The organism is Microbacterium caowuchunii (assembly GCF_008727755.1).
Classification (GTDB): Bacteria; Actinomycetota; Actinomycetes; order Actinomycetales; family Microbacteriaceae; genus Microbacterium; species Microbacterium caowuchunii.
This window is the reverse complement of sequence record NZ_CP044231.1, coordinates 2,898,385-2,919,452: the sequence shown is the minus strand read 5'-3', so window position 1 is coordinate 2,919,452 and position 21,068 is coordinate 2,898,385. Positions and strand designations below refer to the sequence as shown.

Genomic DNA, 21,068 nt, shown 5'->3' with positions numbered 1-21,068 from the left:
CACCGACCGTGAGGAGACCCCATGAGGGGCAAGGCAGGACTCGTCATCGGACTGGCCGCGGGCTACGTGCTCGGAACCCGTGCCGGGCGCGAACGCTACGAGCAGATCAAGGAGCAGGCCGAGAAGGTCTGGAACCTCGAACCCGTGCAGAAGCAGGTCGCGAAGGTGCAGGACCTCGGGAAGTCGGCGCTCCTGGCGCTGCCTTCCGCGCTGTGGAACGGTGCGGTGAAGGTCACCAAGGCCGCCAGCACCAAGGGCACCCCGGGCCAGCGTCTGGACGCCGCGCTCGACGCCGGCGACGACGTGAAGGACGAGGTCGCCGACGCGGCGGAGAAGTCCGCGGAGGCGGCCGAGAAGGCCGTCAAGAACCTGACCGAAGGTGCGCGCAGCGCCGGGTCGCGCAGTCCCGGCGCCGCCAAGCGTGCCGGTGGCGGCTCATCCGCCGGCGGGAAGTGACATGACGACGCCCCGAGGTTTCCGCGACAAGTCCGACGAGAGTCTCCTGACGCTCGTCGGAGAGATCCCCGAACTCGTCCGAAACCTGGTCGTCGCCGAGGTGGATGCGGCCAAGGCCTGGGCGGCGAAGGCCGCCAAGGACGCCGGCATCGGCACCGGCTGGGTCGTCGGTGCGCTGTTCATCCTCTTCTGGTCGGTACCGGCGCTCGGGACGTTCGTGATCGCCGGGCTGTCGTCGTGGTGGCCGGTGTGGCTGTCCGCGCTGGTGGTCTTCGGTGCGATGCTGCTGATCGCGATCGTGCTGGCGCTGCTGGGCTTCCTGCGCTTCAAGCGCATCGGCAAGGGGAACCCGGCCATCTCGATCTCCGAAGACGTGCGTGCCGTGAAAGAGGTGGGCGAATGAGTGCTCCGGTCCCCGTGCCCCGCACGGCCGTCCCGCTCGGGATCACCGATCCCGTCGAGAAGGCCCGTGCCGAGCTGAAGGCGGCGCTCGCGGCCATCGAGGAGAAGGGCAATCTGCCCCGTCGCGCCGGCCGGGCCGTCGACAAGCGCGTCGCCCAGCTCCGTGACTTCTCACGCACCGAACCGGTCCTGACCGCCGTCGCCGTGGTCGGTGCCGCGGTGGGCATCGGCGTGGCCGTCTGGGGGGCCGTCCGGCTCTACGTGCGGTAGCACGTTCTCGTCGCGGCACCACCCTGTTTGGTCGCAGCGTGGTGCCGGGGGAGACTGGGGTCATGGATTCCGTTCCCGAGACCGCATCCGCGCATTACACGCTGTGGGCGGTCCTCCGTCGTGACCCGTCGAACCCGGTGACCGAGGCGGACGACGCCGAACTCGCCGCCATTGTGGAGCACATCGAGGCGGGCGGCGTGACTGTGCGCGGCTTCTACGACGTGAGCGGGCTGCGTGCCGACGCCGACCTGATGGTGTGGCTGCACGGCACCGACCCCGAGGACCTGCAGCGGGACCTCCGGCGACTGCGCCGGACCGCACTGCTCCGCCCGCTGCTGCCGGTATGGAACGCCATGGGCGTGCACCGCGACGCGGAGTTCAACCGCGCACACGTGCCCGGCTTCCTCCGCGGGGTCGGCGCGAAGGAATGGCTGTGCGTGTACCCGTTCGTGCGGAGCTACGAGTGGTACCTGCTCCCGGAGGAGGACCGTCGGCGGATGCTGGCCGACCACGGACGCAAGGGGGCGGCCTTCACCGGTGTCGTCGCCAACACGGTCGCGTCGTTCGCACTCGGGGACTACGAGTGGCTGCTGCCGATGGAGGCGGACGAGCTGACCGACCTCGTGGACATGATGCGCGAGCTCCGGTACACGGAGGCGCGTCGTCACGTCCGTGAGGAGGTGCCCTTCTTCACCGGACGCAGGATCCACACATCCGACATCCCGGAGGTGCTGGCGTGAAGGCCGTCATCCGGCTCGGCACCCGCCGGAGCGCCCTGGCGACGGCGCAGTCGCAGCAGGTGGCGGACGCCCTCGCCGCCGTGGCCGGGCGTCCCGTGGAACTCGTCCCCATCACGTCGGAAGGGGACGTCTCCCGTGCGTCCCTCTCCGAGCTCGGTGGTCGCGGCGTCTTCGCGACCCGGCTGCGGGAGGCGCTCCTGGCCGGGGAGTGCGACCTGCTCGTGCACTCCCTGAAGGACCTGCCGACCGCGCCCGCCCCCGGCCTCGTGATCGCGGCGACCCCGGCCCGCGAGGACGCGCGCGACGTGGTCCTCACCCGCGACGGCACACCCCTGCACCTGCTGCGCTCCGGCACGGTCGTCGGCACCGGCTCGCCGCGACGCATCGCCCAGCTCGCGACCCGCAACCCGCGGGTGCGCACCCAGGACCTGAGGGGGAACATCGACTCCCGGATGAAGCGGGTGCGCGACGGTGAGCTGGACGCGGTCATCCTCGCCGCCGCGGGGCTGGCCCGCCTCGGCGGACACCCCACCGATCTCGTCGGCGAACCCCTGGGCCTGAGCGAGTGGCCGACGGCCCCCGGCCAGGGCGCGCTCGCCGTGGAGACCCGGGAGGACGCGGATGACGGACTCCGCGAGGCGATCGCCCGCCTCGACGACCTTCCCACCCGCGTGGCGGTGACCGCGGAACGCGCGGTGCTCGCCGGACTCGACGCCGGATGCCATGCCCCCGTCGGGGTGCACGCCCAGTGGCGGGACGGCATCCTCCGGGTGAGAGCCGTGGTGTACTCCCCGGATGGTTCGCAGCGGCTCGGTGCCGACCGATCCCTCGTGCTGCGCGGCGGGTATGCTGGGGAACCGGGCAGCGGCGATGGTGCGGACGCTGCCGGCGACGCGGACCCGATCGCGCGAGCGTGGCGCACCGGGGACGACATCGCTCACGAGCTGCTCGACCGTGGAGCAGCCGAGGTTGCACCGTGAAAGCCGAAGCCATGCGCGAACAATCGAACCGGCCCGACGCCGAGAAGCCCCTCGCGGGCTGGCGCGTGCTGGTCCCCCGTGGCGGACCGTGGGGTGACGGTGTGGCCGCAGGACTGCGCGCCAAGGGTGCCGTCCCGGTCGTCGCACCGCTCATCAACTTCGCTCCCACGAACGACGAGGAAACCCTCGAGAAGGCGCTCGCCGATCTCGCCGCGGGTGCCTTCGACTGGCTCACGATGACGAGCGCGACCACGGTCGACGTGCTCACCGCGTACCGCGCCGTCATCCCCGCCAAGACGAAGGTGGCGGCGGTGGGGGAGACGACCGCCGCGGCGCTCCAGGCGGCCGGCTACCGGGTCGACCTCGTGCCGGAGCGCGACAACTCCGCCGCGGGCATGGCCCAGCAGATGATCGCGCTGGAGCCCGAGCCCCGCGACATCCTGACCCTGCGCAGCGAGATCGCCAAGCCGGTGCTCACCCGGAGCCTCATCGAGGCGGGTCACCGCGTCCGTAGCGTCGTGGCCTACCGCACCGTCGGGGTGCCGGTGACCGAGCGCATCGCGAACGATGTGGCATCCGGACGCATCAACGTGATCCTGGTGACCAGCGGATCGGTCGCCGAGCAGGTGTACCTGCAGTTCCCGAACATCCCCGCCGACACCGTCATCGCCGCGATCGGCCCTCGGACCGCCAAGGATGCGCGGCAGACCGGGCTCGACGTCGACGTGACCGCCGACCGGCAGACCGTCGATGCGCTGATCGAGGCCGTCTCCCAGTTCGCCCTCCCGCACGCCACGGACGAGTTCCTGCCGTGACCTTCCCCACGCACCGGCCCCGCCGCCTCCGGCAGTCGCCGGCGGTGCGCAGGCTCGTCCGCGAGACGCACCTGGTCCCCTCGCAGCTCGTGCTGCCCGCCTTCGTCCGGGAGGGTCTGACCGAGCCGTTGCCGATCGGGTCGATGCCCGGGGTCGTGCAGCACTCGCTCGACTCGCTGCGCCGTGCCGCCGCCGAGGCGGCGGATGCGGGCGTCGGCGGGATCATGCTCTTCGGCGTCCCGTCCGTGCGGGACGCGGTGGGCTCGGCCGCGGACGATCCGGACGGCATCCTGAACGTCGCCACGCGCGCTGTCGTGGCGGAGGTGGGGGACGCGCTGGTGGTGCAGACCGACCTGTGCCTGGACGAGTTCACCGACCACGGGCACTGCGGTGTCCTGCGCGGGGACGTCCCCACGCCCACTCCACACGGCGCTGGCGCGCCGCGCGGAGCCTCTGGGCGCGTGGGCCCAGCCGTCGACAACGACGCCACCCTCGTGCGGTACGGCGCGATGGCGGTCGCTCAGGCCGAGGCGGGGTCGCACCTGCTGGGCCTGTCCGGGATGATGGACGGTCAGGTCGCGCACGTGCGCGCCGAGCTGGACGCGGCGGGATTCACCGACACGATCCTGCTCGCCTACGCCGCGAAGTACGCCGGGGCGTTCTACGGTCCGTTCCGCGAGGCGGTGGACTCGCAGCTCACCGGCGACCGGCGCACCTACCAGCTCGACCCGGGGAACGGTCGTGAGGGCGTCCGGGAGGCGGTGACGGATGTCGCCGAGGGTGCGGACATCGTCATGGTCAAGCCGGCGATGCCCTATCTCGACGTCCTCGCGGAGGTGCGGGCCGCCGTCGACGTCCCCGTCTGGGCGTACCAGGTGTCCGGCGAGTACGCGATGATCGAGGCCGCATCCGCCCACGGCTGGATCGACCGGCGGGGCGCGATCGGGGAGGCGCTGCTCGGCGTCCGGCGGGCGGGCGCGGACGCGATCCTCAGCTACTGGGCCACCGAGGCCGCGGGTTGGTTGCGCGACGGGCTGTGACCGCGGGTCGCGCGCGGCCGCGGGTCGTGGCGTCGTGCGTCCGCGGCTCCGGGCGGCGCGCAGCGGCGCGAAGCCCGCAGATGCGCGCCGACTCCGCACGGATCGCGGGGGATGCTGCGAGGTTCGTGCGATCCTGCGCGGAAGCCGCGGTGCGGACGACCGGCGGAGTCCCCGCGTCGGGTCGCGGAACCCGGCGGCACCACGGGACGACGAGTGTTCAGACATGAAGGAGTACCTGGATGAGCGACCGTAACGACGAGCTGTTCGACCGCGCCCGCGCGGTGATCCCGGGTGGGGTGAACTCGCCGGTGCGCGCCTACGGGTCGGTCGGCGGCGCGCCGCGCTTCCTCGCCTCCGCACAGGGGGCGTACGTCACGGATGCCGCGGGCACCACCTACGTGGACCTCGTGGCCTCGTGGGGTCCCGCTCTGCTCGGTCACGCGCACCCGGGCGTGGTCGGCGCCGTGCAGGACGCCGCATCCCGGGGTCTGTCCTTCGGCGCCCCCACCGAGGCGGAGATCGAACTGGCCGCGCTGATCGCCGAGCGCGTGCGCGTCGGCGCCGCCGCCCCGGTGGAGCGGGTGCGTCTGGTCTCGACCGGCACCGAGGCCACGATGACCGCGATCCGTCTCGCCCGCGGATACACCGGCCGCGACCTGCTGGTGAAGTTCTCCGGGCACTACCACGGCCACTCCGACGGACTGCTGGCCGCGGCCGGATCCGGGGTGGCGACGCTCGCGCTGCCCGGCTCGGCGGGCGTCCCGGCCCCCATCGCCGCGCAGACCCTGGTGATCGACTACAACGACCTCGACCAGGTGCGTGAGGTGTTCTCCGTGCACGGGGACCGGATCGCCGCGGTGATCGTGGAGGCCGCCGCCGCGAACATGGGTGTCGTCGCCCCGCTGCCCGGGTTCAACGCCGCGCTGGCGGACATCGCCCACGCGCACGGGGCGCTCCTCATCCTGGACGAGGTGCTCACCGGTTTCCGCGTGCACCCGGCCGGCTATTGGGGACTGCAGCAGGAGGCCGGCGAGCGTTACACGCCCGACCTCTTCACCTTCGGCAAGGTCGTCGGGGGAGGGATGCCGCTGGCCGCGCTGGGTGGGCGGGCCGATGTCATGGACGCCCTCGCGCCGACCGGTCCGGTCTACCAGGCCGGGACCCTGTCCGGGAATCCGCTGTCCGTCGCCGCCGGAATCACCACCCTCCGGCTCGCCACACCCGCCGTCTACGCTCGCGTGGATGCGGCCGCATCCACGGTCGCCGCAGCGCTGCACGACGCCCTCGAGAACGCCGGGGTCGTGCACAGCGTGCCGCGGGCGGGCTCGCTGTTCGGTGTCGCCTTCGCCGCCGAGGCGCCGCGCTCGTACGCCGAGGCCACGGCGCAGGAGGCCTGGCGCTATCCGGCCTTCTTCCACGCGATGCTGGATGCCGGGGTGTCCCTGCCGCCGAGCGTCTACGAGGCGTGGTTCCTGACCGCGGCGCACGACGAGGAGGCGCTCGCGCAGGTGCTCGCCGCACTGCCGGCCGCCGCCCGGGCCGCTGCCGCGGCAGAGCGCCCGTGACCGGCGTCGTCGTCCTCGCCGGCGGCGTGGGCGGGTCGCGGTTCACTCTCGGGGTGCGCGCTGCGCTCGCGCGCGCCGGGGCCCCGGAGGCGACGGTCGTCGTCAACACCGGCGACGACCTGTGGCTGAGCGGCGTCCGGCTGCAGCCCGACATCGACTCCGTGCTCTACGCCCTCGCCGGGCAGAACGACACCGAGCGCGGCTGGGGACGGGCCGGCGACACCGAGCGCGTGAACGAGGAGCTGCAGGCCTGGGGGGCGGGGTGGCCGTGGTTCACGCTCGGCGACCTGGACCTCGGCACCCACCTCGCCCGGACGGGCTGGCTCCGCGACGGGCTGTCGGTCTCCCAGGTCGTCGACCGGCTCTCCCGCCGGTGGCCGCTCGGGGTGCGGATGCTGCCGATGACCGATGCCGAGGTGGACACCCACATCGTGCTGACGGACGGCTCCCGGATGCACTTCCAGGAGTGGTGGACGCGGCATCGTGCCACCCTCGCCCCCTCGGCCTTCGTGAATCCCGGGATCGAGGCGGCTGTTCCCGCATCCGGTGTGCTCGAGGCGATCGCGGAGGCGGACGTCGTGCTGCTCGCGCCGTCCAACCCGGTCGTGTCGATCGGGCCGATCCTCGCCGTACCCGGCATCCGGGAGGCGTTGCGGGGCACGTCCGCGCGGGTCGTGGGAGTCTCCCCGGTGATCGGCGGGAAGGTCGTGCGGGGGATGGCGGACGTCTGCCTCGCGGCGATCGGCGTCGCCACCTCCGCGGAGGCCGTCGCCGCGCACTACGGCGCGCGCTCGGACGGGGGAGTCCTGGATGCGTGGCTGCTGGCCGAGGAGGATGCGGAGGCCGCGGCATCCGTGGACGCCCTCGGCATCCGGGCCGTGGTCGCCCCGCTGTGGATGACCGACGTCGAGGCATCGGCCGCCCTCGCCGCCGCCGCCCTCCGGGCCTGACCCGGCCCGCGCCGCCCTCCTGGCCCGGCCCGGCCCGCGCCGCCCTCCCGGCCTGGCCCGGTCCTGCCCGGCCCTGCCTGGGCGTCCCCCGGTCCCTGCTCCGGGCGGACGCTTCACCCGCGAGACTGCATCCTGGCCACGAGACGGATGTAACCAGCCGCAGTCTCGTGCGTACTGTGCAGTCTCGCGGGTGAGGAGCGGACGGTCGGAGGTCAGCCGGCGGGCGGGAGCAGCGCGGTGGTGCGCGGGCCGAGCCCCAGGGTCTGGGCGACCGCGAGCTGCGCGGCGGTGTCGACGTCGTGCCGAAGGCGGGAATCCGCCGGAAGCTCCAGCGGGACGCACCCCAGGGCGACGTGCCGGTCGAACGACTCTGCGCCGAACGCCGAAGCCCATGCCACGCCCGCGCGGGCGGTGACGAGCGTCGATCCGGTGCCGTCGCCATCCGCGGCAACGGCGCGGTCCACGGAGGCGGCCGCCCGCAGCGCCGCGTCCAGGTCCGCCGGGCGCAGGGCGGGCAGGTCCCCGAGCAGCGCCGCCCGCGGCGCATCGGCGGCCGCGGCGACGCCCAGCGCGATCGCCGCGTTCAGTCCGCGCGGGTCCGCTTCCGTGACGATCTCCACGCCGGGGAGAGCGGCCGCGGCCGCCGCCGTCGCCCGATCCCCCGTCACGACGACCACCCGGGACACGGATGCTGCGGCGCTCGCCGCCTCCACCGTGTCCAGCCCGATCGCCCGCACCAGATCCTCGTCGCCCTGCAGCCGGGACTTGCCGACCGCGGCCCCCTTCAGCGGGACGACCACCACCCAGCCCCCGCACAACTCCGGCGAATCGGCGGGTTCGGGTGCCGGCGAGGCCGGACCGTGGGGTTCTGCAGGAGTTGTGCCGGCGGGTGGGACCAGGGACGGGCGCCCGGACGGAGCCTCGGCCTCCGCCGCGCTCGCGCCTCCGGCCGCCTCGGCGGACCTGCACAACTCCGGCGAATCTGTGGGTTCGGGTGTCGGCGAGGCCGAACTGTGGGGTTCTGCAGGAGTTGTGCCGGCCGACCTGCCCCGGGACGGGCCGCCGCCAATGGCCCCGGCCACCTCGGCCGACACGGCCACCCCGGCCGACACCGCCACCCCGGCCGCCCCGGCGGCCCCGACGGGCACGTGGGGGCCGGTCACTCCCCGAACCGGGCGCGCAGGCGCGGCAGGATCTCGGCACCGTACATGCGCAGGAACTCCTCCTGGTCGGCGCCGGGATCGTGGAACACGAGGTGACGGAACCCGAGCTCGACGTACCGCGCGATCTTCTCGACGTGCTCGTCCGGATCGGTCGAGACGATGAACCGGGATGCGGCGCGCTCGATCGGCAGTTCGGCTGCACGCCGCTGCATCTCGATCGGATCGTGGATGCCGGTCTTCTCCTCGGGCGTCAGTGCGAGCGGCGCCCAGAAACGGGTCTTCTCCAGTGCGGTGTCCTGGTCCGGGTGGTAGGACACCTTCACCTCGATGAGCGTGTCGATCGCGTCGGCGGGGCGTCCGGCCTTGCTGAGTCCCTCGTGCAGGGCGGGCAGCAGCGTATCGGTGTACAGCTTGGGGTCCTTGCCGCTGGTGGTGATGAACCCGTCCGCGATGCGCCCGGCCAGTTTCGTCGCGGCGGGCCCCGCCGCCCCGATGTAGATCGGCACCGGCGTCGTCGGGCGGTCGTAGACGGTGGCGTCGGTCACCTGCCAGAAGTTCCCCTCGTAGCTGACGCGCTCGCCGGCCCACAGCTTCTCGATGAGGGTGATGGCCTCCTTCAACCGCTGGAACCGCTCGGGCGGATCGGGCCAGTCCAGGCCCAGGGTCACCTCGTTGAGCGCCTCGCCCGTGCCGACCCCCAGGATGATGCGCCCGGGGAACATGACCCCGAGGGTCGCGAACGCCTGCGCGACGACGGCCGGGTGGTACCGGAACGTGGGGGTGAGCACGGAGGTGCCGAGCAGCACGCGCGAGGTCCGCGCGCCGACCGCACCGAGCCAGGGCAGCGCGGCCGGGGCGTGCCCGCCCTCGTGCATCCACGGCTGGAAGTGGTCGGAGATGAAGACGGAATCGAACCCCATCTCCTCCGCCAGGACGGCATAGTCGGCGAGTTGGTCGGGCGCGAACTGTTCGGCGGATGCCTTGTAGCCCAGCCGCAGCGGAACGGTCATGACTCTCCTCTCGCCCGCGACGCGTCGCGGATCGCTTCGACGGGGAGGAACTCCGACCCGTCGCTCTCGTCCAGCATGGACCGGAAGGCCCGCACCGTGCCCGGCCAGAGCAGCGTGAGCCGGCCCGACCGCCGGTCCACGTACCAGTTGTCGCAGCCGCCGCGGAGCCAGGGGGTGGATGCCGCCGCCGCGTCGATGCGCGCCGTGTAGGCCTCCTCGGCCTCGGGGGCGACCCGGAGCGGCGCGGGACGCCGGTCGGCGGCCGCGGGATCCCGAGCCTCCGCGAGGTCGAGGGCGCGCACGACGTAGTCCGACTGCGCCTCGGCCATCAGCACGGAGGAGTTGTGTCCGAGGGACGCGTTCGGGCCGTTCAGCACGAACAGATCGGGGAAGCCCGGGACGGCGGTCGACCCGTAGGAGGTCATCCCCGCCGACCAGTGCTCGGCGAGCGTCGTCCCGTCCTCGCCGACGACGAGGTCGGCGTACGGCTGCCGGGAGGCGGCGAAGCCGGTCGCGAGGACCAGGGCGTCCGCGCGGTGTCGCGCCCCGGATGCGGCCACCAGCTCGCCGTCCTCGACGCCGACGAGGGCGGATGCCTCGAGCGTGACGGCGTCCGAGGCGACGGCGGGGTAGAAGTCGTCCGAGAGCAGCACCCGCTTGCAGCCGAAGGCGTAGCGGGGGGTCAGCGCCTCCCGCAGCGCGGGATCGGCTATCTGGCGCCGCAGGTGCGCGCGGGCGGTCTCCTCGGCTGCGGCCGCCGCCTCCGGGTCGCCCGAGCGGGAGGCGAACCGCGCCTCGCCCTCGTCGAAGAGCGTGCGGCGAAGGTCCGCAAGTTCATCCGGCTGCCCGGCGAAGCGACGGCGTTCCTCTGCCGTGTAGGCGCGATCCTCGCGCGGCACCATCCAGGCGGGCGTGCGCTGGAAGAGCACGACCTCCGCGCCCCGGCGCACGAGCTCGGGCACGAGCTGCACGGCCGATGCCCCCGTGCCGACGACCGCGATCCGCGTGCCGGCGAGAGGAACGGTGTGGTCCCAGCGCGCCGAGTGGAAGATCGGTCCGGCGAAACCCTCGAGGCCGGCGAGATCGGGGATGCGGGGTTCGGTGAGCCGTCCGCAGGCCAGCACGAGGCGGTTCGCGTGCACGGTGCCGGGGCGGGCGCCCCCCGTCCCGATCGTCCAGTGGTCGCCGCTCCACCGTGCCGACAGCATCGGGCTGTCCAGCAGGAGCCGGTCCCGCAGGCCCTCGGCGTCGGCCACGTGCCGGAGGTAGCGGTGGATCTCGTCCCCGCGGGCGAAGCGTCCGGACCAGTCCGGCCAGGGATGGCGCGCGAGGCCGTAGAGGTGCGAGGGGACGTCGCAGGCGACACCGGGATAGGTGTTGTCCCGCCAGGTCCCGCCCACCGACGATCCGCGTTCGAGCAGGATGAACGACTCCCGGCCGGCGCGGCGCAGGGCGCCCGCCATCGCGAGACCGGCGAACCCCGCCCCGATGATCGCGACGTCCGTCCTCACGCGAGGGCCGCCTTCCGGTCCGCGGGCGGTTCGCGGTAGTCCGTGCTGCGCTGGCGGAACGGCCGGAAGAGCCCGCGTACGAGTCGCGCGGCATCCGGCAGCGGAAGTTCGAGTCCGTACTCGATGCCGGTCTCGGGGCGGACCCGGCCGTCGAGCAGCGTCCCGCCGAGATCGTCCCCGCCCGCGCGCAGCAGCACGGCGCTCGTCTCGGTGCCGTGCCGCGTCCACGGGATCTGGATGTGCGGGATGCTGCCGGACAGCAGCAGCCGGGAGACGGCCACGACGGCCCTGTGCTCGTCGAGTCCGGACCGACCGGAGACCAGCGGGACACCGCCCGCGGGCCCGGGCAGGGGGATCGGGACGAACTCCGCGAACCCGCCGGTGGAGTCCTGGATGCGGCGGAGTCCGCGCAGGTGCGCGACGCGCTCCGCGGCGGTCTCGACGTGTCCGTAGAAGAGGACGCTGGTCGAACGGAACCCGGCCCGGTGGGCGGCGGTGATCGTGTCGGTCCACCGGTCGATCGCGAGGTCTCCGGGCGCCACCAGCGCGCGCACCCGTTCGGAGAGCACCTTCACGCCGGTGCCCGGCACGGTGTCCACCCCCGCCTCGCGCAGCACGGTCAGAGCGCCGTCGATGCCGATGCCCGCCCGCTCGGCGAGGTCGACCACGTCCTGCGGGCGGAAGGCGTGGATGTGGAGGCCGGGGGCCGCGGACCGGATGGCGCGGACGATGTCGGGATAGGAGTCGGGCGACTCCGTGTCCGGCAGCATCCCCTGCACGCAGAGCTCGGACGCGCCGAGGTCCCACGCGTCGCGGGCGATCGCCGCCGCGTCGGCGAGGTCGAACTCGTCGGCAGCGGCGGCCCCGCCACGGCGGAAGCCGGAGGAGGTGAGGTTGCGGTTCACGACCATGCTCACGGCCTCGCCGACGGTGTACCGACGCACCTCGTCGGCCGTGCCCGCGAGGGCGTCCAGGTCGGTCCCGGTGGCCTCGAGCAGGGTCACCCATTCCGCGTCGTCGAGTCCGAGCGGGTCCTCCGCCGCCCGTGCGGCCAGCCGCGGCACGTCCGAACCGGTGCCCGGGCGCGGCGGGGCCGGTGCGGCCGCCGCCCGTCGCTCCGCCGTCGCGGGCGCCGAGGAGGGCGCGGACTCGGCGGCCAGGCCGCTTCCGGGGTCCCGGAGGGCGGCCACGGCGTCGTGCAGGGCGGGATCGATCCAGGTCGCCGCATCCCGCACGAACTCCGGGTGCGCGGTCAGCCGCTCGCGCAGCGTGAACCCCAGTTGGGCCGTGCGCGCGGCCAGGTCGTCGACATGGGGCCAGGGCCGTTCCGGGTTCACGTGATCGGCCGTCAGGGGCGAGACCCCGCCCCAGTCGTCCGCCCCGGCGCGCACCAGCAGATCGAACTCCGTCGTGTCCGAGAGGTTCGGAGGGACCTGGATCCGCATCCGGGCGCCCATGACGACCCGCGCCGCGGCCACCGTCGTGGCGTACTCCATGAGGTCGGCATCCGGGGCGTCTTGCATCGCGGTGCGCGGCTTGGCGCGGAAGTTCTGCACGATCACCTCCTGGATGTGCCCGTGTCGCTCGTGCGCATCCCGGAGCGCCACCAGCGACTCGGCACGGTCCCGCACGGTCTCGCCGATGCCCACCAGGATGCCGGTGGTGAAGGGGATGCGGGCGGCCCCGGCATCCTCGATGACGCGCAGCCGCAGCTCCGGGTCCTTGTCGGGGGAGAGGTGGTGGGCGCGGCCCGGGGTCTCGAACAGGTCCCGGGAGGTGGTCTCCAGCATCATGCCCATCGAGGGCGAGGTGGGCCGGAGCATCCGCAGCTCGTCCGCGCTCATGACGCCCGGGTTCGCGTGGGCGAGCAGCCCCGTCTCGGCGGTGACGAGCCGTGCGACGTGGGCCACGTAGTGCAGGGTGGAGGCGAACCCGTGCTCGTCGAGCCACGCACGGGCCTCCGGCCAGCGGTCCTCGGGCCGGTCGCCGAGGGTCAGCAGGGCCTCCTTGCAGCCCAGCGCCGCGCCCTGGCGTGCCACGGCGAGCACCTGCTCCGGCGACATGAACACGGGCCTGCTCTTCTTCAGCAGCTGCCCGGGGGTGTCCACGAACACGCAGTAGTGGCAGCGGTCGCGGCAGAGCGTGGTCAGCGGGATGAACACCTTCCGCGAGTAGGTGAGGACGCCGGGGCGACCCGCAGCGCGCAACCCCTCGTCACGCAGCAGCGACGCGACGTCGAGCAGACGCTCGCGGTCGTCGCCGGTCGCCTCGAGCAGGGCGAGCGCGTCGCCGGAGTCGAGCCGCCCTCCCGACCGCGCACGCTCGAGGACATCACCGACAGACGACGCGTTCACGTCGCCGAGCGGGGCGGACACGGCTCGGGTCGCACTCGAGGGCACACGTTCAGTCTCTCACCGCAGCTCCCCGCGGAGGCCGCGGATTCGGACGTGATCGTTGCCGGTCTGTGAGCAAAACCTCGACCACGGCGGGGACCGCGCTGGCAGACTATGGGACATGGTGACGCTCATGCTCGATTCCGCACAGCTGGAGATCGTGCTGTCTCCCGCGGAGAAGGCACTGGCATTCCGGAAACGGAATGTGATCGTCCCGCGGGAGCACATCACCCGGGTGCAACTCACCGACGACGCGTGGACGTGGCTGCGCGGGGTGCGCTCACCGGGCACGTTCGTGCCGGCGACGATCGCGATGGGCACGTGGCGCTACGCCGGCGGCGAGGACTTCGCCCTCATCCGTCGCAAGCGGCCCGCCGCCGTCGTCGACCTCGACGGGCACGAGGAGTTCCAGCGGCTCATCCTCAGCACCCGGCACGGCCTCGAGCTCGTGCGGGCGCTCCGCCTGGAGGCGGGCGCCGACGCCACCGACGTCGCGGACCTCGCGACCGCCTGAGCCCGTCGCTCAGGTGATGTCGCGTCGCCAGCTGAACAGGTGCCCGGCGATGACCAGAACGACGCCGTAGGCCAGCAGGACGAGGCCTCCGGCCCACCATTCCAGCCCGCTTCCGGAGTCCATCGCCGCGACGGAGAAGATGCTGGCACCGACCAGCGCGTCGCTCGCCGCTCCCGGCAGGTAGGCGGCGATGTCGCCGAGCTGTGTGACGAACGCGCCGCCGAACCGCAGCAGAGGTTCCACGAACTGGGTGAAGGCCAGCACGATCACGATGGCGGCGACCTGGTTGCGCACGACCAGTCCGATGCCGACACCCACGAAGACCCAGAGGACGAACGCGATCACGATGCGGCCGAGCAGCGCCCAGGTCTCCGACGCGCCCAGTCCGGTCTCGAGCCCGAAGGCGGCGAGTACCCCGGCCGAGGGGCCGGCCGTGACGACGATCGCGACGGCGGCGTAGAGCACGCCCATCACGGCGCCGGCGATGAGCTTCGCCAGCAGCACGCGACCGCGCCGGGGCGTCGCCAGGAACGTGGGGGTCAGGGTCTGGTGCCGGAACTCCCCGGTGACCAGGAGCGTGCCGATCAGGACGGGGAACACGTAGCCGATCGACGACGCGAGGCTGTACAGCACGCTCGCCGCGCCCTCGCCGACCGGGACGCCCTGAGCGTCCCCGATGGCGCCGCTCGCGACGGCGCCGATGGTGAAGGCCAGGCCGGTCGCGGTCAGGCCGACGTAGCCGGCCAGCACGATGGCGAGGATCCACCAGATAGAGGTGGAGAACTGTTTCGTGAGCTCGGAGCGGGTGGCGTGCGCGATGCTCATCGTGCGTCACCTCCGTCGCGGTCCTGGGCGTGGGGGTGCAGGTCCTCCTGCACCTCGGGGCGGGTCTCCGGCTCCTCGGGATCGGGTGTGCCCGATCCGGTCTCCGTGTCCGCGGGCGTGGGCCCGGCCGGGGCGGGATCGGGCGTCGCCGCCTCTTCCGCGGTCGGCTGCGCAGGGGCGTCCGCGTCGGCTGGGGCGGGCGAGTCCGCAGCCGTGTCCGGGCCGGCGGGGGATTCCGCACCGGGCCGGGCGCCGTCCGCCTCCACCTGGGAGAGCGCGGGGACGGCTCCCGTGTCCGCAGCGACGCTGTGCAGGCGCGTACCGTCGACGAGGGCGAGGAAGATCTCCTCGAGGGCGGGTCCCCGGCGCTGCAGGGACGAGAGGGCGACGCCGGCGGCGGCGGCGATCGCGCCCACCTCGACGGGCTCAGCGCCCCGCACGGCGAGACCGGAGCGCAGGGCCTCGGTCGGCAGGCCGGCCGCGGCCAGGGCTCCGGCGAGTGCCGCCCGGTCGGGCGCGTCGACGATCGTCGCGTACTCGCCCGGATCCGCGAGCTCCTCCAGCGCCCCTTCGAAGACGAGGCGGCCCTTCGCGAGGATCAGGATGCGGTCGGCCGTCTGCTGGATCTCGGTGAGCAGGTGCGAGGACACCAGGACGGTGCGGCCCTCCGCGGCGAACGCGCGCAGCAGCGTCCGCATCCACTTGATGCCCTCGGGGTCGAGTCCGTTGGCCGGCTCGTCCAGGACGAGCACGCCGGGATCGCCGAGCAGGGCGGTCGCGAGCCCCAGTCGCTGCCGCATCCCGAGCGAGTAGCCGCCGACCTTGCGGCCGGCCACCTCGCTGAGTCCGACGAGGGCCAGGACCTCGTCGATGCGACGGCGGGGGATGCCGGCCGCGTCCGCGTAGACCTTGAGGTGGTTGGCGGCGCTGCGGCCCGGGTGGAAGCTGGCGGCCTCGAGGGCTGCGCCCACCGTCTGCAGCGGGTGCGGAAGATCCGCATAGTCGACGCCGCCGATCCGGGCGCTGCCCGACGTGGGGGCGACGAGACCGAGCAGGATCCGCATGGACGTGGTCTTGCCTGCCCCGTTCGGTCCGAGGAAGCCGGTGACGACTCCCGGCTCGATGCGGGCGGTGAGCCCGGAGACCGCCTCGACACCGCGAAAGCGCTTGGTGACGTCGACGAACTCCAGCACGTGACCTGCGGGCATGCGGGAACCTCCGTCGTGGGTGTGTCCCCCTATCCTGCCGGAAACAGCCAGCAACCTCATGTTCTGCGCCCCGGCGACCCCCGTGTGGCGTCTTCCCGGGCGCACCGGGCAGGACGGTAACGTTGCGATCGTGACCGACCTGGCAGAACACACCGGCGATGTCCTGGTGCGCGTGGCGCGGGGTGTCGGCCGGCTCACCCTCCATCGTCCGCGTGCGCTGAACGCCCTCGACGTCGGGATGGTCCGCACGCTGCACGCGACGCTCGACACCTGGGAGCACGACAGCGAGGTCGGCATCGTGCTGCTGGACGGCGCCGGCGAGCGGGGACTGTGCGCCGGTGGCGACGTCCGAGCCCTGCGGGAACAGATCGTGGGCGGGGACGGCGCGGCGGCGGAGCGGTTCTTCCGTGAGGAGTACGCGCTGAACGCGCGGATCGCCGAGTACCCGAAGCCCATCGTCGTCTTCGCGGACGGGATCACGATGGGCGGCGGCATCGGCCTCGCCGGTCACGCCGGCTTCCGCGTGGTGACGGAGCGGTCGGCCCTGGCCATGCCCGAGACGCGGATCGGGTTCACCCCGGACGTGGGCGGGTCGTGGCTGCTCTCCCGCGCGCCCGGACGGCTGGGGGAGTACCTCGGCCTCACCGGAGCGACCATGACCGGTGCGGACGCGATCGTCGCGGGCTTCGCCGATCACCTCCTCCCCGTGGAGCGCCTGGCGCAGTTCCGGGACGCCCTCGAGACGCGCGCCGACCCCACCGGGCCGGCCGAACTCGTGCTGCTGTTCGACGAGACGCCGGAGACGTCACCCCTCGAGCGCGCGCGGGGATGGATCGATGAGGCCTTCGCCGCTGACACCGTCGGCGAGATCGTCGAGCGGCTGCGGACGCGCCCGGAGCCGGATGCCGCCGCCACCGCGGACCTGCTCGGCACCCTGTCGCCGACCGCTCTCACGGTGACCCTCGCCGCGGTGCGGCGGGCGCGGACGCTTCCGGATCTCCGCGCCGTCCTGGAGCAGGAGTACGGGCTGGTCTCCTGGTTCATCCAGACGCAGCCCGACCTGCCCGAGGGCATCCGCGCGCAGGTCGTGGACAAGGACCGCACGCCGGCCTGGTCGCCGGACAGCCTCGACCGTCTCCCGGCGGACCTCGCCCAGCAGGCGCTCTCCTTCCGGCCGTCGACCCCGCTCTGGAGCTGAGCGATGACCACGACGCGACCTGATACCGACGCGCCGGTGCGCCGCCGTCGCCGCACCTACTCGCTCGGCATCGCACTGGACTGGTTCTTCTTCGTCTTCGCCGGCCTCGCTGCGGTGTGGCTGGCCTCCCTCAGCTTCACGGAGACGTTCCGGGTGGGCTGGTGGGGGGTGCCGTTCGCCGTCCTGTTCTGGCTGCTGCTGGCCTATCTCGTGCTGCCGCGCATACACCGCATCCTGACCAGCGTGTACGTGCCGGACTACTTCATCGGCCGCACCCGAACGAGCGACGGCCTGCTCGGAGACCCGGTCAACCTGGCGCTGATGGGCTCGGCCGAGCAGATCGAGCAGGCCATGCGGGCGGCCGGCTGGACCAAAGCCGATCCGGTGACCCTCGCCTCGTCCTGGCGGATCGTGACCTCGACCCTGGGCAGGCGCAGCTACCACGAAGCGCCGGTGAGCCCGCTGTTCCTCTTCGGCCGGATGCAGGACTTCGCCTACCAGCAGGAGGTCGACGGCAACCCGGCCCAGCGTCACCACGTGCGGTTCTGGCGCTGCCCCGACGACTGGCTCCTCCCCGGCGGACGCCGGGTCGACTGGCTCGCCGCCGGAACCTTCGACACGGCTGTGGGACTGTCGCTGTTCACGCTGCAGGTCACCCACCGCATCGACGCCGACACCGACATCGAGCGCGACCACATCGTCGCGACGGTCACCCGGGCGGACCCGCGCATCGTGGTCGACGTCATCGCGGACTTCTCCACCGGCTACCACGCCAGAAACGGCGGCGGCGACAGCATCCGCACCGACGGCGACCTGCCGATCATCGATGTCCGCGGGGTGACCGCGTGAGCGCCGGCGGGCGGGAGACGCGCAAGCGTCCCGCGTTCGAATCGCCGGCGCGGCTGGTCTCGCCGGTCGGGTTCGACCCGACGATGAAGCGCCCGGCGTCCACCCTCGCCGGGGTGGTGCTCGTGTACCTGCGGGTGCTCGCCGGCGCCCTCTGGCTGGTGGCGCTCTGGCTCGACCACGCGCTGCTGGCCGACGCGGACCTGAAGATCGAGGGGATCACCCTGACCGCGGAGGACCGCATCCTGGTACTCATCGTGGTCACGGTGGGCATGGGGATCTTCCTCCTCGCGGACGCCGTCCTCGGGTCCCTGATCCTGCGCGGCCGCAACACCCCGCGGGTGATCGTGATGATCTTCTCGACCCTGTCCATCTGCTCCGCGTTCACGGCGTGGTGGGTGCAGGAGGAGGACGTCCACCTCGAGACGACCCTCCTGACCGTCGCGTTCGACATCCTGATCCTGCTCGCGCTGTCCAGCCGCAATTCCGCCGCCTACGCGCGGCGCTTCGAGCGACGCTGACCTCGCGCTCCCGCCGGGCGCGTTAGCCTGGATGTCGGCGCAGGACGCGGAAGGAGGCGGTGTGTTCGACAGTCCGTTGTCCGCGTCGGCGTACGAGGTCCTCGGGGTCGCGGTGGACGTGACCGAGGAGGAACTCCGCAAGGCCTTCCGCACGCGCCTCCGTCAGACGCATCCGGACACCGGCGGCGACGCCGCCGTCTTCGTCCAGGTCCAGCGCGCGTGGGAACTCGTCGGCACGCCGGAGGCGCGGGCTGCCTACGATCGCGGCCGGAGCGGCCGCCCCACCGCCCCGGAGGCGCAGTTCTCCGCGGACTGGAGCACGCCCCGCACGCGCCAGGACACCCGGCCCCGGGCACGTTCGTCCGGGCATCCCGGGGGATGGCGCCGGGAACGCTACCTCGACCTGATGCGCGAGTGGGTGGGCCGGGGCACGCCGCTGGAGGATCCGTACGACCCGCAGCTCGTCCGCTCGGCGCCCCGGGAGATCCGCCGGCTGCTGGCGGACGCCCTGGCGGAGGAGGCGACGGCCCGGACGATCGCCGACCTCGGGATGGGGTTCAGCGTGTGGCACGACGTCGCGGCGGCCGGTCGCGGCGGCACCCTCGACGACAAACTCGATCACATCGTGCTCGGCCCCAGTGGTCTGTACGGTGTGCTGTCAGAGGACTTCGGCGGACCGGTCGGCTTCCGCCGGGGTGAGATCACCGGCCCTGCGGTGCCCGGTGCGCCGGTGAGCGACCTCCTCGTGCGGATGCGTACGGTGGCGCGCGCGGCGGGCGTGCGCTTCAGCGGCGCGATCGTCGTGCTCCCCGACGACGACCTCGCGCAGCCCATCACCGAACTCGGCAAGGTCCGCGGGATGCCGGTCGTCGTCGCCGCGCGGTCGGCGCTGTCGACGGTGCTGCGTCGCGGGGTGACCGGAGCGCGGGACATCGGCGGCAACGAGGTCTTCGACATCCGGACCCGGCTCGACCAGTCCGTGCGCTTCGTCTGAGCCCCTCCCGATCCTTCCGTCCTTCAGGTCCCGGTGGCGCGACGGCCGGGGCGTACGGTGGGGGTGTGGATCCGATCACGGCGACCTTCGTCATCCTGGGCCTGGCGGTCCTCGCCTTCATGTCCGGACGGGTTCCGCTGGGCGTCGTGGCCGTCGGCGTCGTGCTCGCCCTGTGGGCGACCGGCGTGCTCACCCTGTCCGAGGCACTCGGCGGCTTCGCGGATCCCACCGTCATCTTCATCGCCACCCTCTTCATCGTCTCCGAATCCCTCGACGCCACCGGCGTGACGGCATGGCTGGCGCAGAAGGTGGTGCCTCTGGCGGGATCCAACCCGCGGCGGCTGGTCGCGATCGTCATGGGCTGCGTCGCGCTGCTGGCCGCCTTCATCAGCATCAACGGCGCCGTCGCCGCGCTGCTGCCGGTCGTGGTGGTCGTGGCGGTGCGAGCGCAGCTCGTTCCCTCGCGGCTGCTCATCCCGCTCGCTTTCGCCGCGAGTGCGGGATCGCTGCTCACCCTCGCCGGCACCCCGGTGAACCCGGTGGTCTCCGACGCCGCGGTCAATGCGGGCGGACGTGCGTTCGGATTCTTCGAGTTCGCCCTCGTCGGTCTGCCGCTGGTGGCGTTGACGGTGCTGATCGTCATCACGCTGGGTCCGCGGCTGCTGCCGGACCGGGTCCCGGCCCAGCTCTCCGAGTCGGCGCCGGATGTGCGGGCCGCGGCGCACACCCTCCGCCGCGACTACGACGTCGCCGTCGAGACGGCGGCGCTCATGACCGCCCGCGACGGCGTCGCGGAGGTGCTCGTCTCGCCGCGTTCGAGCCTCATCGGACAGGACGTGTTCGTCGGCATGACCACGCACCGCGAGTCCCTCGTCATCCTCGGCGTCCGTCGCGACGAGGACCTGGAGACGGAGAAGCCGGAGCCGGGTGCCGTCACGACCCTCCGGGTCGGCGACGCGCTGCTGCTGCAGGGGCCGTGGGCGGCCCTGGAGGAGTACGTGCGCTCGCCCGACGTGATCGCCGTGACCGCCCCGCACGCCCTGCGCCGGGGCATCCCTCTCGGCCGCGGCGCGAAGCGTGCCCTCTCGATCCTGGCGGTGACCGTGGTGCTGCTGGCGACCGGACTGCTCCCCCCCGCGGTCGTCGGGCTGCTCGCCGCGGCCGCTCTCGTGGTGAGCCGTGTGCTCAGCGGCACGCAGGTGTTCCGCGCCATCCACTGGTCGACGATCGTGCTCATCGCGGGGATGATCCCGCTCTCCAACGCCTTCATCGCGACCGGTGCGGCGGACGTCGTCGCCACCGGCGTGCTGGGACTGTCCGGTACGGCGTCGGCGCAGGTGGCGCTGCTGGTCATCTGCGTCGTCACCCTCGTGCTCGGACAGTTCATCTCGAACGTCGCGACCGTGCTCGTGGTGGCCCCCATCGCGGTCTCGGTCGCCGCGACGCTGGACGTCAGCGTCCAGCCGTTCATGATGGGCCTCACCGTGGCCGGGGCGGCGGCGTTCCTGACGCCGATCGCGACGCCGGTGAACGTCATGGTGATGCAGCCCGGTGGGTACCGGTTCGGGGACTACTGGCGTCTCGGTCTGCCGCTGGCTGCGCTGTTCCTCGCCGTCGCGGTGCTCTACGTCCCCCTCATCTGGCCCTTCTGACTCCATCCTTTCCTT

21 protein-coding genes are annotated in these 21,068 nt (G+C 73.0%); 15 read left to right on the top strand and 6 right to left on the bottom strand.

The features are described 5' to 3' along the window. The first annotated feature begins 21 nt into the window (after positions 1-21). From F6J84_RS13770 to cofD, 9 genes are all read left to right on the top strand, one after another. On the top strand, positions 22-456 hold the full coding sequence (locus F6J84_RS13770; protein WP_238702519.1) for a hypothetical protein: 435 nt from the start codon (positions 22-24) through the stop codon (positions 454-456). A gap of 1 nt (position 457) precedes the next feature. Further along, positions 458-859 (top strand): phage holin family protein, encoded by a 402-nt coding sequence (locus tag F6J84_RS13765; protein ID WP_150974358.1) that lies wholly within the window; start codon positions 458-460, stop codon positions 857-859. Further along, a complete protein-coding gene (locus tag F6J84_RS13760; RefSeq protein WP_150974357.1) occupies positions 856-1,128 on the top strand; it encodes a hypothetical protein in 273 nt (90 codons plus the stop codon). Before F6J84_RS13765 ends, F6J84_RS13760 begins: the two co-directional genes overlap by 4 nt. A gap of 62 nt (positions 1,129-1,190) precedes the next feature. Further along, positions 1,191-1,868 carry a hydrogen peroxide-dependent heme synthase gene (gene hemQ / locus F6J84_RS13755; RefSeq protein ID WP_150974356.1) on the top strand — a complete coding sequence of 226 codons (678 nt, stop codon included), beginning with the start codon at positions 1,191-1,193 and terminating at the stop codon, positions 1,866-1,868. Further along, complete coding sequence (gene hemC, locus F6J84_RS13750; protein ID WP_150974355.1) at positions 1,865-2,848, top strand: hydroxymethylbilane synthase; 984 nt, start codon at positions 1,865-1,867, stop codon at positions 2,846-2,848. The genes hemQ and hemC overlap by 4 nt, the downstream gene beginning before the upstream one ends. Positions 2,849-2,859: 11 nt before the next feature. After that, positions 2,860-3,663 (top strand): uroporphyrinogen-III synthase, encoded by an 804-nt coding sequence (locus tag F6J84_RS13745; protein WP_150974354.1) that lies wholly within the window; start codon positions 2,860-2,862, stop codon positions 3,661-3,663. Then, positions 3,660-4,703: a porphobilinogen synthase gene (gene hemB / locus F6J84_RS13740; protein WP_150974353.1), complete on the top strand. Its 1,044-nt coding sequence runs from the start codon at positions 3,660-3,662 to the stop codon at positions 4,701-4,703. The genes F6J84_RS13745 and hemB overlap by 4 nt, the downstream gene beginning before the upstream one ends. A gap of 239 nt (positions 4,704-4,942) precedes the next feature. Continuing rightward, entirely contained in the window at positions 4,943-6,268 is a 1,326-nt protein-coding gene (gene hemL, locus F6J84_RS13735; RefSeq protein ID WP_150974352.1) for a glutamate-1-semialdehyde 2,1-aminomutase, read from the top strand. After that, a complete protein-coding gene (gene cofD / locus F6J84_RS13730) occupies positions 6,265-7,218 on the top strand; it encodes a 2-phospho-L-lactate transferase (RefSeq protein WP_150974351.1) in 954 nt (317 codons plus the stop codon). The genes hemL and cofD overlap by 4 nt, the downstream gene beginning before the upstream one ends. 212 nt (positions 7,219-7,430) lie before the next feature. Here cofD and F6J84_RS13725 read toward each other — a convergent pair whose 3' ends face one another. From F6J84_RS13725 to cofG, 4 genes are all read right to left on the bottom strand, one after another. Beyond that, the gene (locus F6J84_RS13725; RefSeq protein ID WP_238702518.1) at positions 7,431-8,021 is read right to left on the bottom strand and encodes an NTP transferase domain-containing protein; all 591 of its coding nucleotides are present in this window, start codon (positions 8,019-8,021) and stop codon (positions 7,431-7,433) included. Between the two features lie 356 nt (positions 8,022-8,377). After that, complete coding sequence (fgd, locus tag F6J84_RS13720) at positions 8,378-9,391, bottom strand: glucose-6-phosphate dehydrogenase (coenzyme-F420) (protein WP_150893848.1); 1,014 nt, start codon at positions 9,389-9,391, stop codon at positions 8,378-8,380. Then, a complete protein-coding gene (locus tag F6J84_RS13715) occupies positions 9,388-10,902 on the bottom strand; it encodes a flavin-containing monooxygenase (protein ID WP_238702516.1) in 1,515 nt (504 codons plus the stop codon). The genes fgd and F6J84_RS13715 overlap by 4 nt, the downstream gene beginning before the upstream one ends. Next, on the bottom strand, positions 10,899-13,301 hold the full coding sequence (gene cofG, locus F6J84_RS13710; protein WP_238702514.1) for a 7,8-didemethyl-8-hydroxy-5-deazariboflavin synthase CofG: 2,403 nt from the start codon (positions 13,299-13,301) through the stop codon (positions 10,899-10,901). The genes F6J84_RS13715 and cofG overlap by 4 nt, the downstream gene beginning before the upstream one ends. A gap of 115 nt (positions 13,302-13,416) precedes the next feature. Between cofG and F6J84_RS13705 the strand changes: the two genes are divergently transcribed. Continuing rightward, positions 13,417-13,809, top strand: coding sequence for a hypothetical protein (locus F6J84_RS13705; RefSeq protein WP_150974350.1), 393 nt, complete (start codon positions 13,417-13,419; stop codon positions 13,807-13,809). Between the two features lie 9 nt (positions 13,810-13,818). On the opposite strand, the gene F6J84_RS13700 is transcribed toward F6J84_RS13705, so the two are convergent. Further along, a complete protein-coding gene (locus F6J84_RS13700) occupies positions 13,819-14,634 on the bottom strand; it encodes an ABC-2 transporter permease (protein WP_150974349.1) in 816 nt (271 codons plus the stop codon). After that, on the bottom strand, positions 14,631-15,842 hold the full coding sequence (locus F6J84_RS13695) for an ABC transporter ATP-binding protein (RefSeq protein WP_150974348.1): 1,212 nt from the start codon (positions 15,840-15,842) through the stop codon (positions 14,631-14,633). The genes F6J84_RS13700 and F6J84_RS13695 overlap by 4 nt, the downstream gene beginning before the upstream one ends. 130 nt (positions 15,843-15,972) lie before the next feature. On the opposite strand from F6J84_RS13695, the gene F6J84_RS13690 reads away from it, so the two are divergent. The 5 genes from F6J84_RS13690 (at position 15,973) to F6J84_RS13670 (ending at position 21,053) form a co-directional block, all read left to right on the top strand. Then, positions 15,973-17,040 (top strand): enoyl-CoA hydratase/isomerase family protein, encoded by a 1,068-nt coding sequence (locus tag F6J84_RS13690; RefSeq protein ID WP_238702513.1) that lies wholly within the window; start codon positions 15,973-15,975, stop codon positions 17,038-17,040. 3 nt (positions 17,041-17,043) lie between these two features. Then, positions 17,044-17,889: an LssY C-terminal domain-containing protein gene (locus tag F6J84_RS13685; protein ID WP_150974346.1), complete on the top strand. Its 846-nt coding sequence runs from the start codon at positions 17,044-17,046 to the stop codon at positions 17,887-17,889. Continuing rightward, positions 17,886-18,407 carry a hypothetical protein gene (locus tag F6J84_RS13680; protein ID WP_150974345.1) on the top strand — a complete coding sequence of 174 codons (522 nt, stop codon included), beginning with the start codon at positions 17,886-17,888 and terminating at the stop codon, positions 18,405-18,407. Before F6J84_RS13685 ends, F6J84_RS13680 begins: the two co-directional genes overlap by 4 nt. 61 nt (positions 18,408-18,468) lie before the next feature. Beyond that, the gene (locus F6J84_RS13675) at positions 18,469-19,401 is read left to right on the top strand and encodes a J domain-containing protein (protein ID WP_150893862.1); all 933 of its coding nucleotides are present in this window, start codon (positions 18,469-18,471) and stop codon (positions 19,399-19,401) included. Positions 19,402-19,466: 65 nt separating this feature from the next. Continuing rightward, a complete protein-coding gene (locus F6J84_RS13670; RefSeq protein ID WP_150974344.1) occupies positions 19,467-21,053 on the top strand; it encodes an SLC13 family permease in 1,587 nt (528 codons plus the stop codon). Positions 21,054-21,068 lie beyond the last annotated feature (15 nt).

Bases quoted from the DNA above. Each gene is read 5' to 3' on its own strand.
- F6J84_RS13700 (WP_150974349.1), bottom strand. From the start codon at position 14,634: ATGAGCATCGCGCACGCCACCCGCTCCGAGCTCACGAAACAGTTCTCC.
- F6J84_RS13770 (WP_238702519.1), top strand. From the start codon at position 22: ATGAGGGGCAAGGCAGGACTCGTCATCGGACTGGCCGCGGGCTACGTG.
- F6J84_RS13760 (WP_150974357.1), top strand. From the start codon at position 856: ATGAGTGCTCCGGTCCCCGTGCCCCGCACGGCCGTCCCGCTCGGGATC.
- F6J84_RS13765 (WP_150974358.1), top strand. From the start codon at position 458: ATGACGACGCCCCGAGGTTTCCGCGACAAGTCCGACGAGAGTCTCCTG.
- F6J84_RS13685 (WP_150974346.1), top strand. From the start codon at position 17,044: ATGACCACGACGCGACCTGATACCGACGCGCCGGTGCGCCGCCGTCGC.
- hemL (WP_150974352.1), top strand. From the start codon at position 4,943: ATGAGCGACCGTAACGACGAGCTGTTCGACCGCGCCCGCGCGGTGATC.
- F6J84_RS13745 (WP_150974354.1), top strand. From the start codon at position 2,860: ATGCGCGAACAATCGAACCGGCCCGACGCCGAGAAGCCCCTCGCGGGC.
- hemQ (WP_150974356.1), top strand. From the start codon at position 1,191: ATGGATTCCGTTCCCGAGACCGCATCCGCGCATTACACGCTGTGGGCG.
- F6J84_RS13705 (WP_150974350.1), top strand. From the start codon at position 13,417: ATGGTGACGCTCATGCTCGATTCCGCACAGCTGGAGATCGTGCTGTCT.
- F6J84_RS13695 (WP_150974348.1), bottom strand. From the start codon at position 15,842: ATGCCCGCAGGTCACGTGCTGGAGTTCGTCGACGTCACCAAGCGCTTT.
- fgd (WP_150893848.1), bottom strand. From the start codon at position 9,391: ATGACCGTTCCGCTGCGGCTGGGCTACAAGGCATCCGCCGAACAGTTC.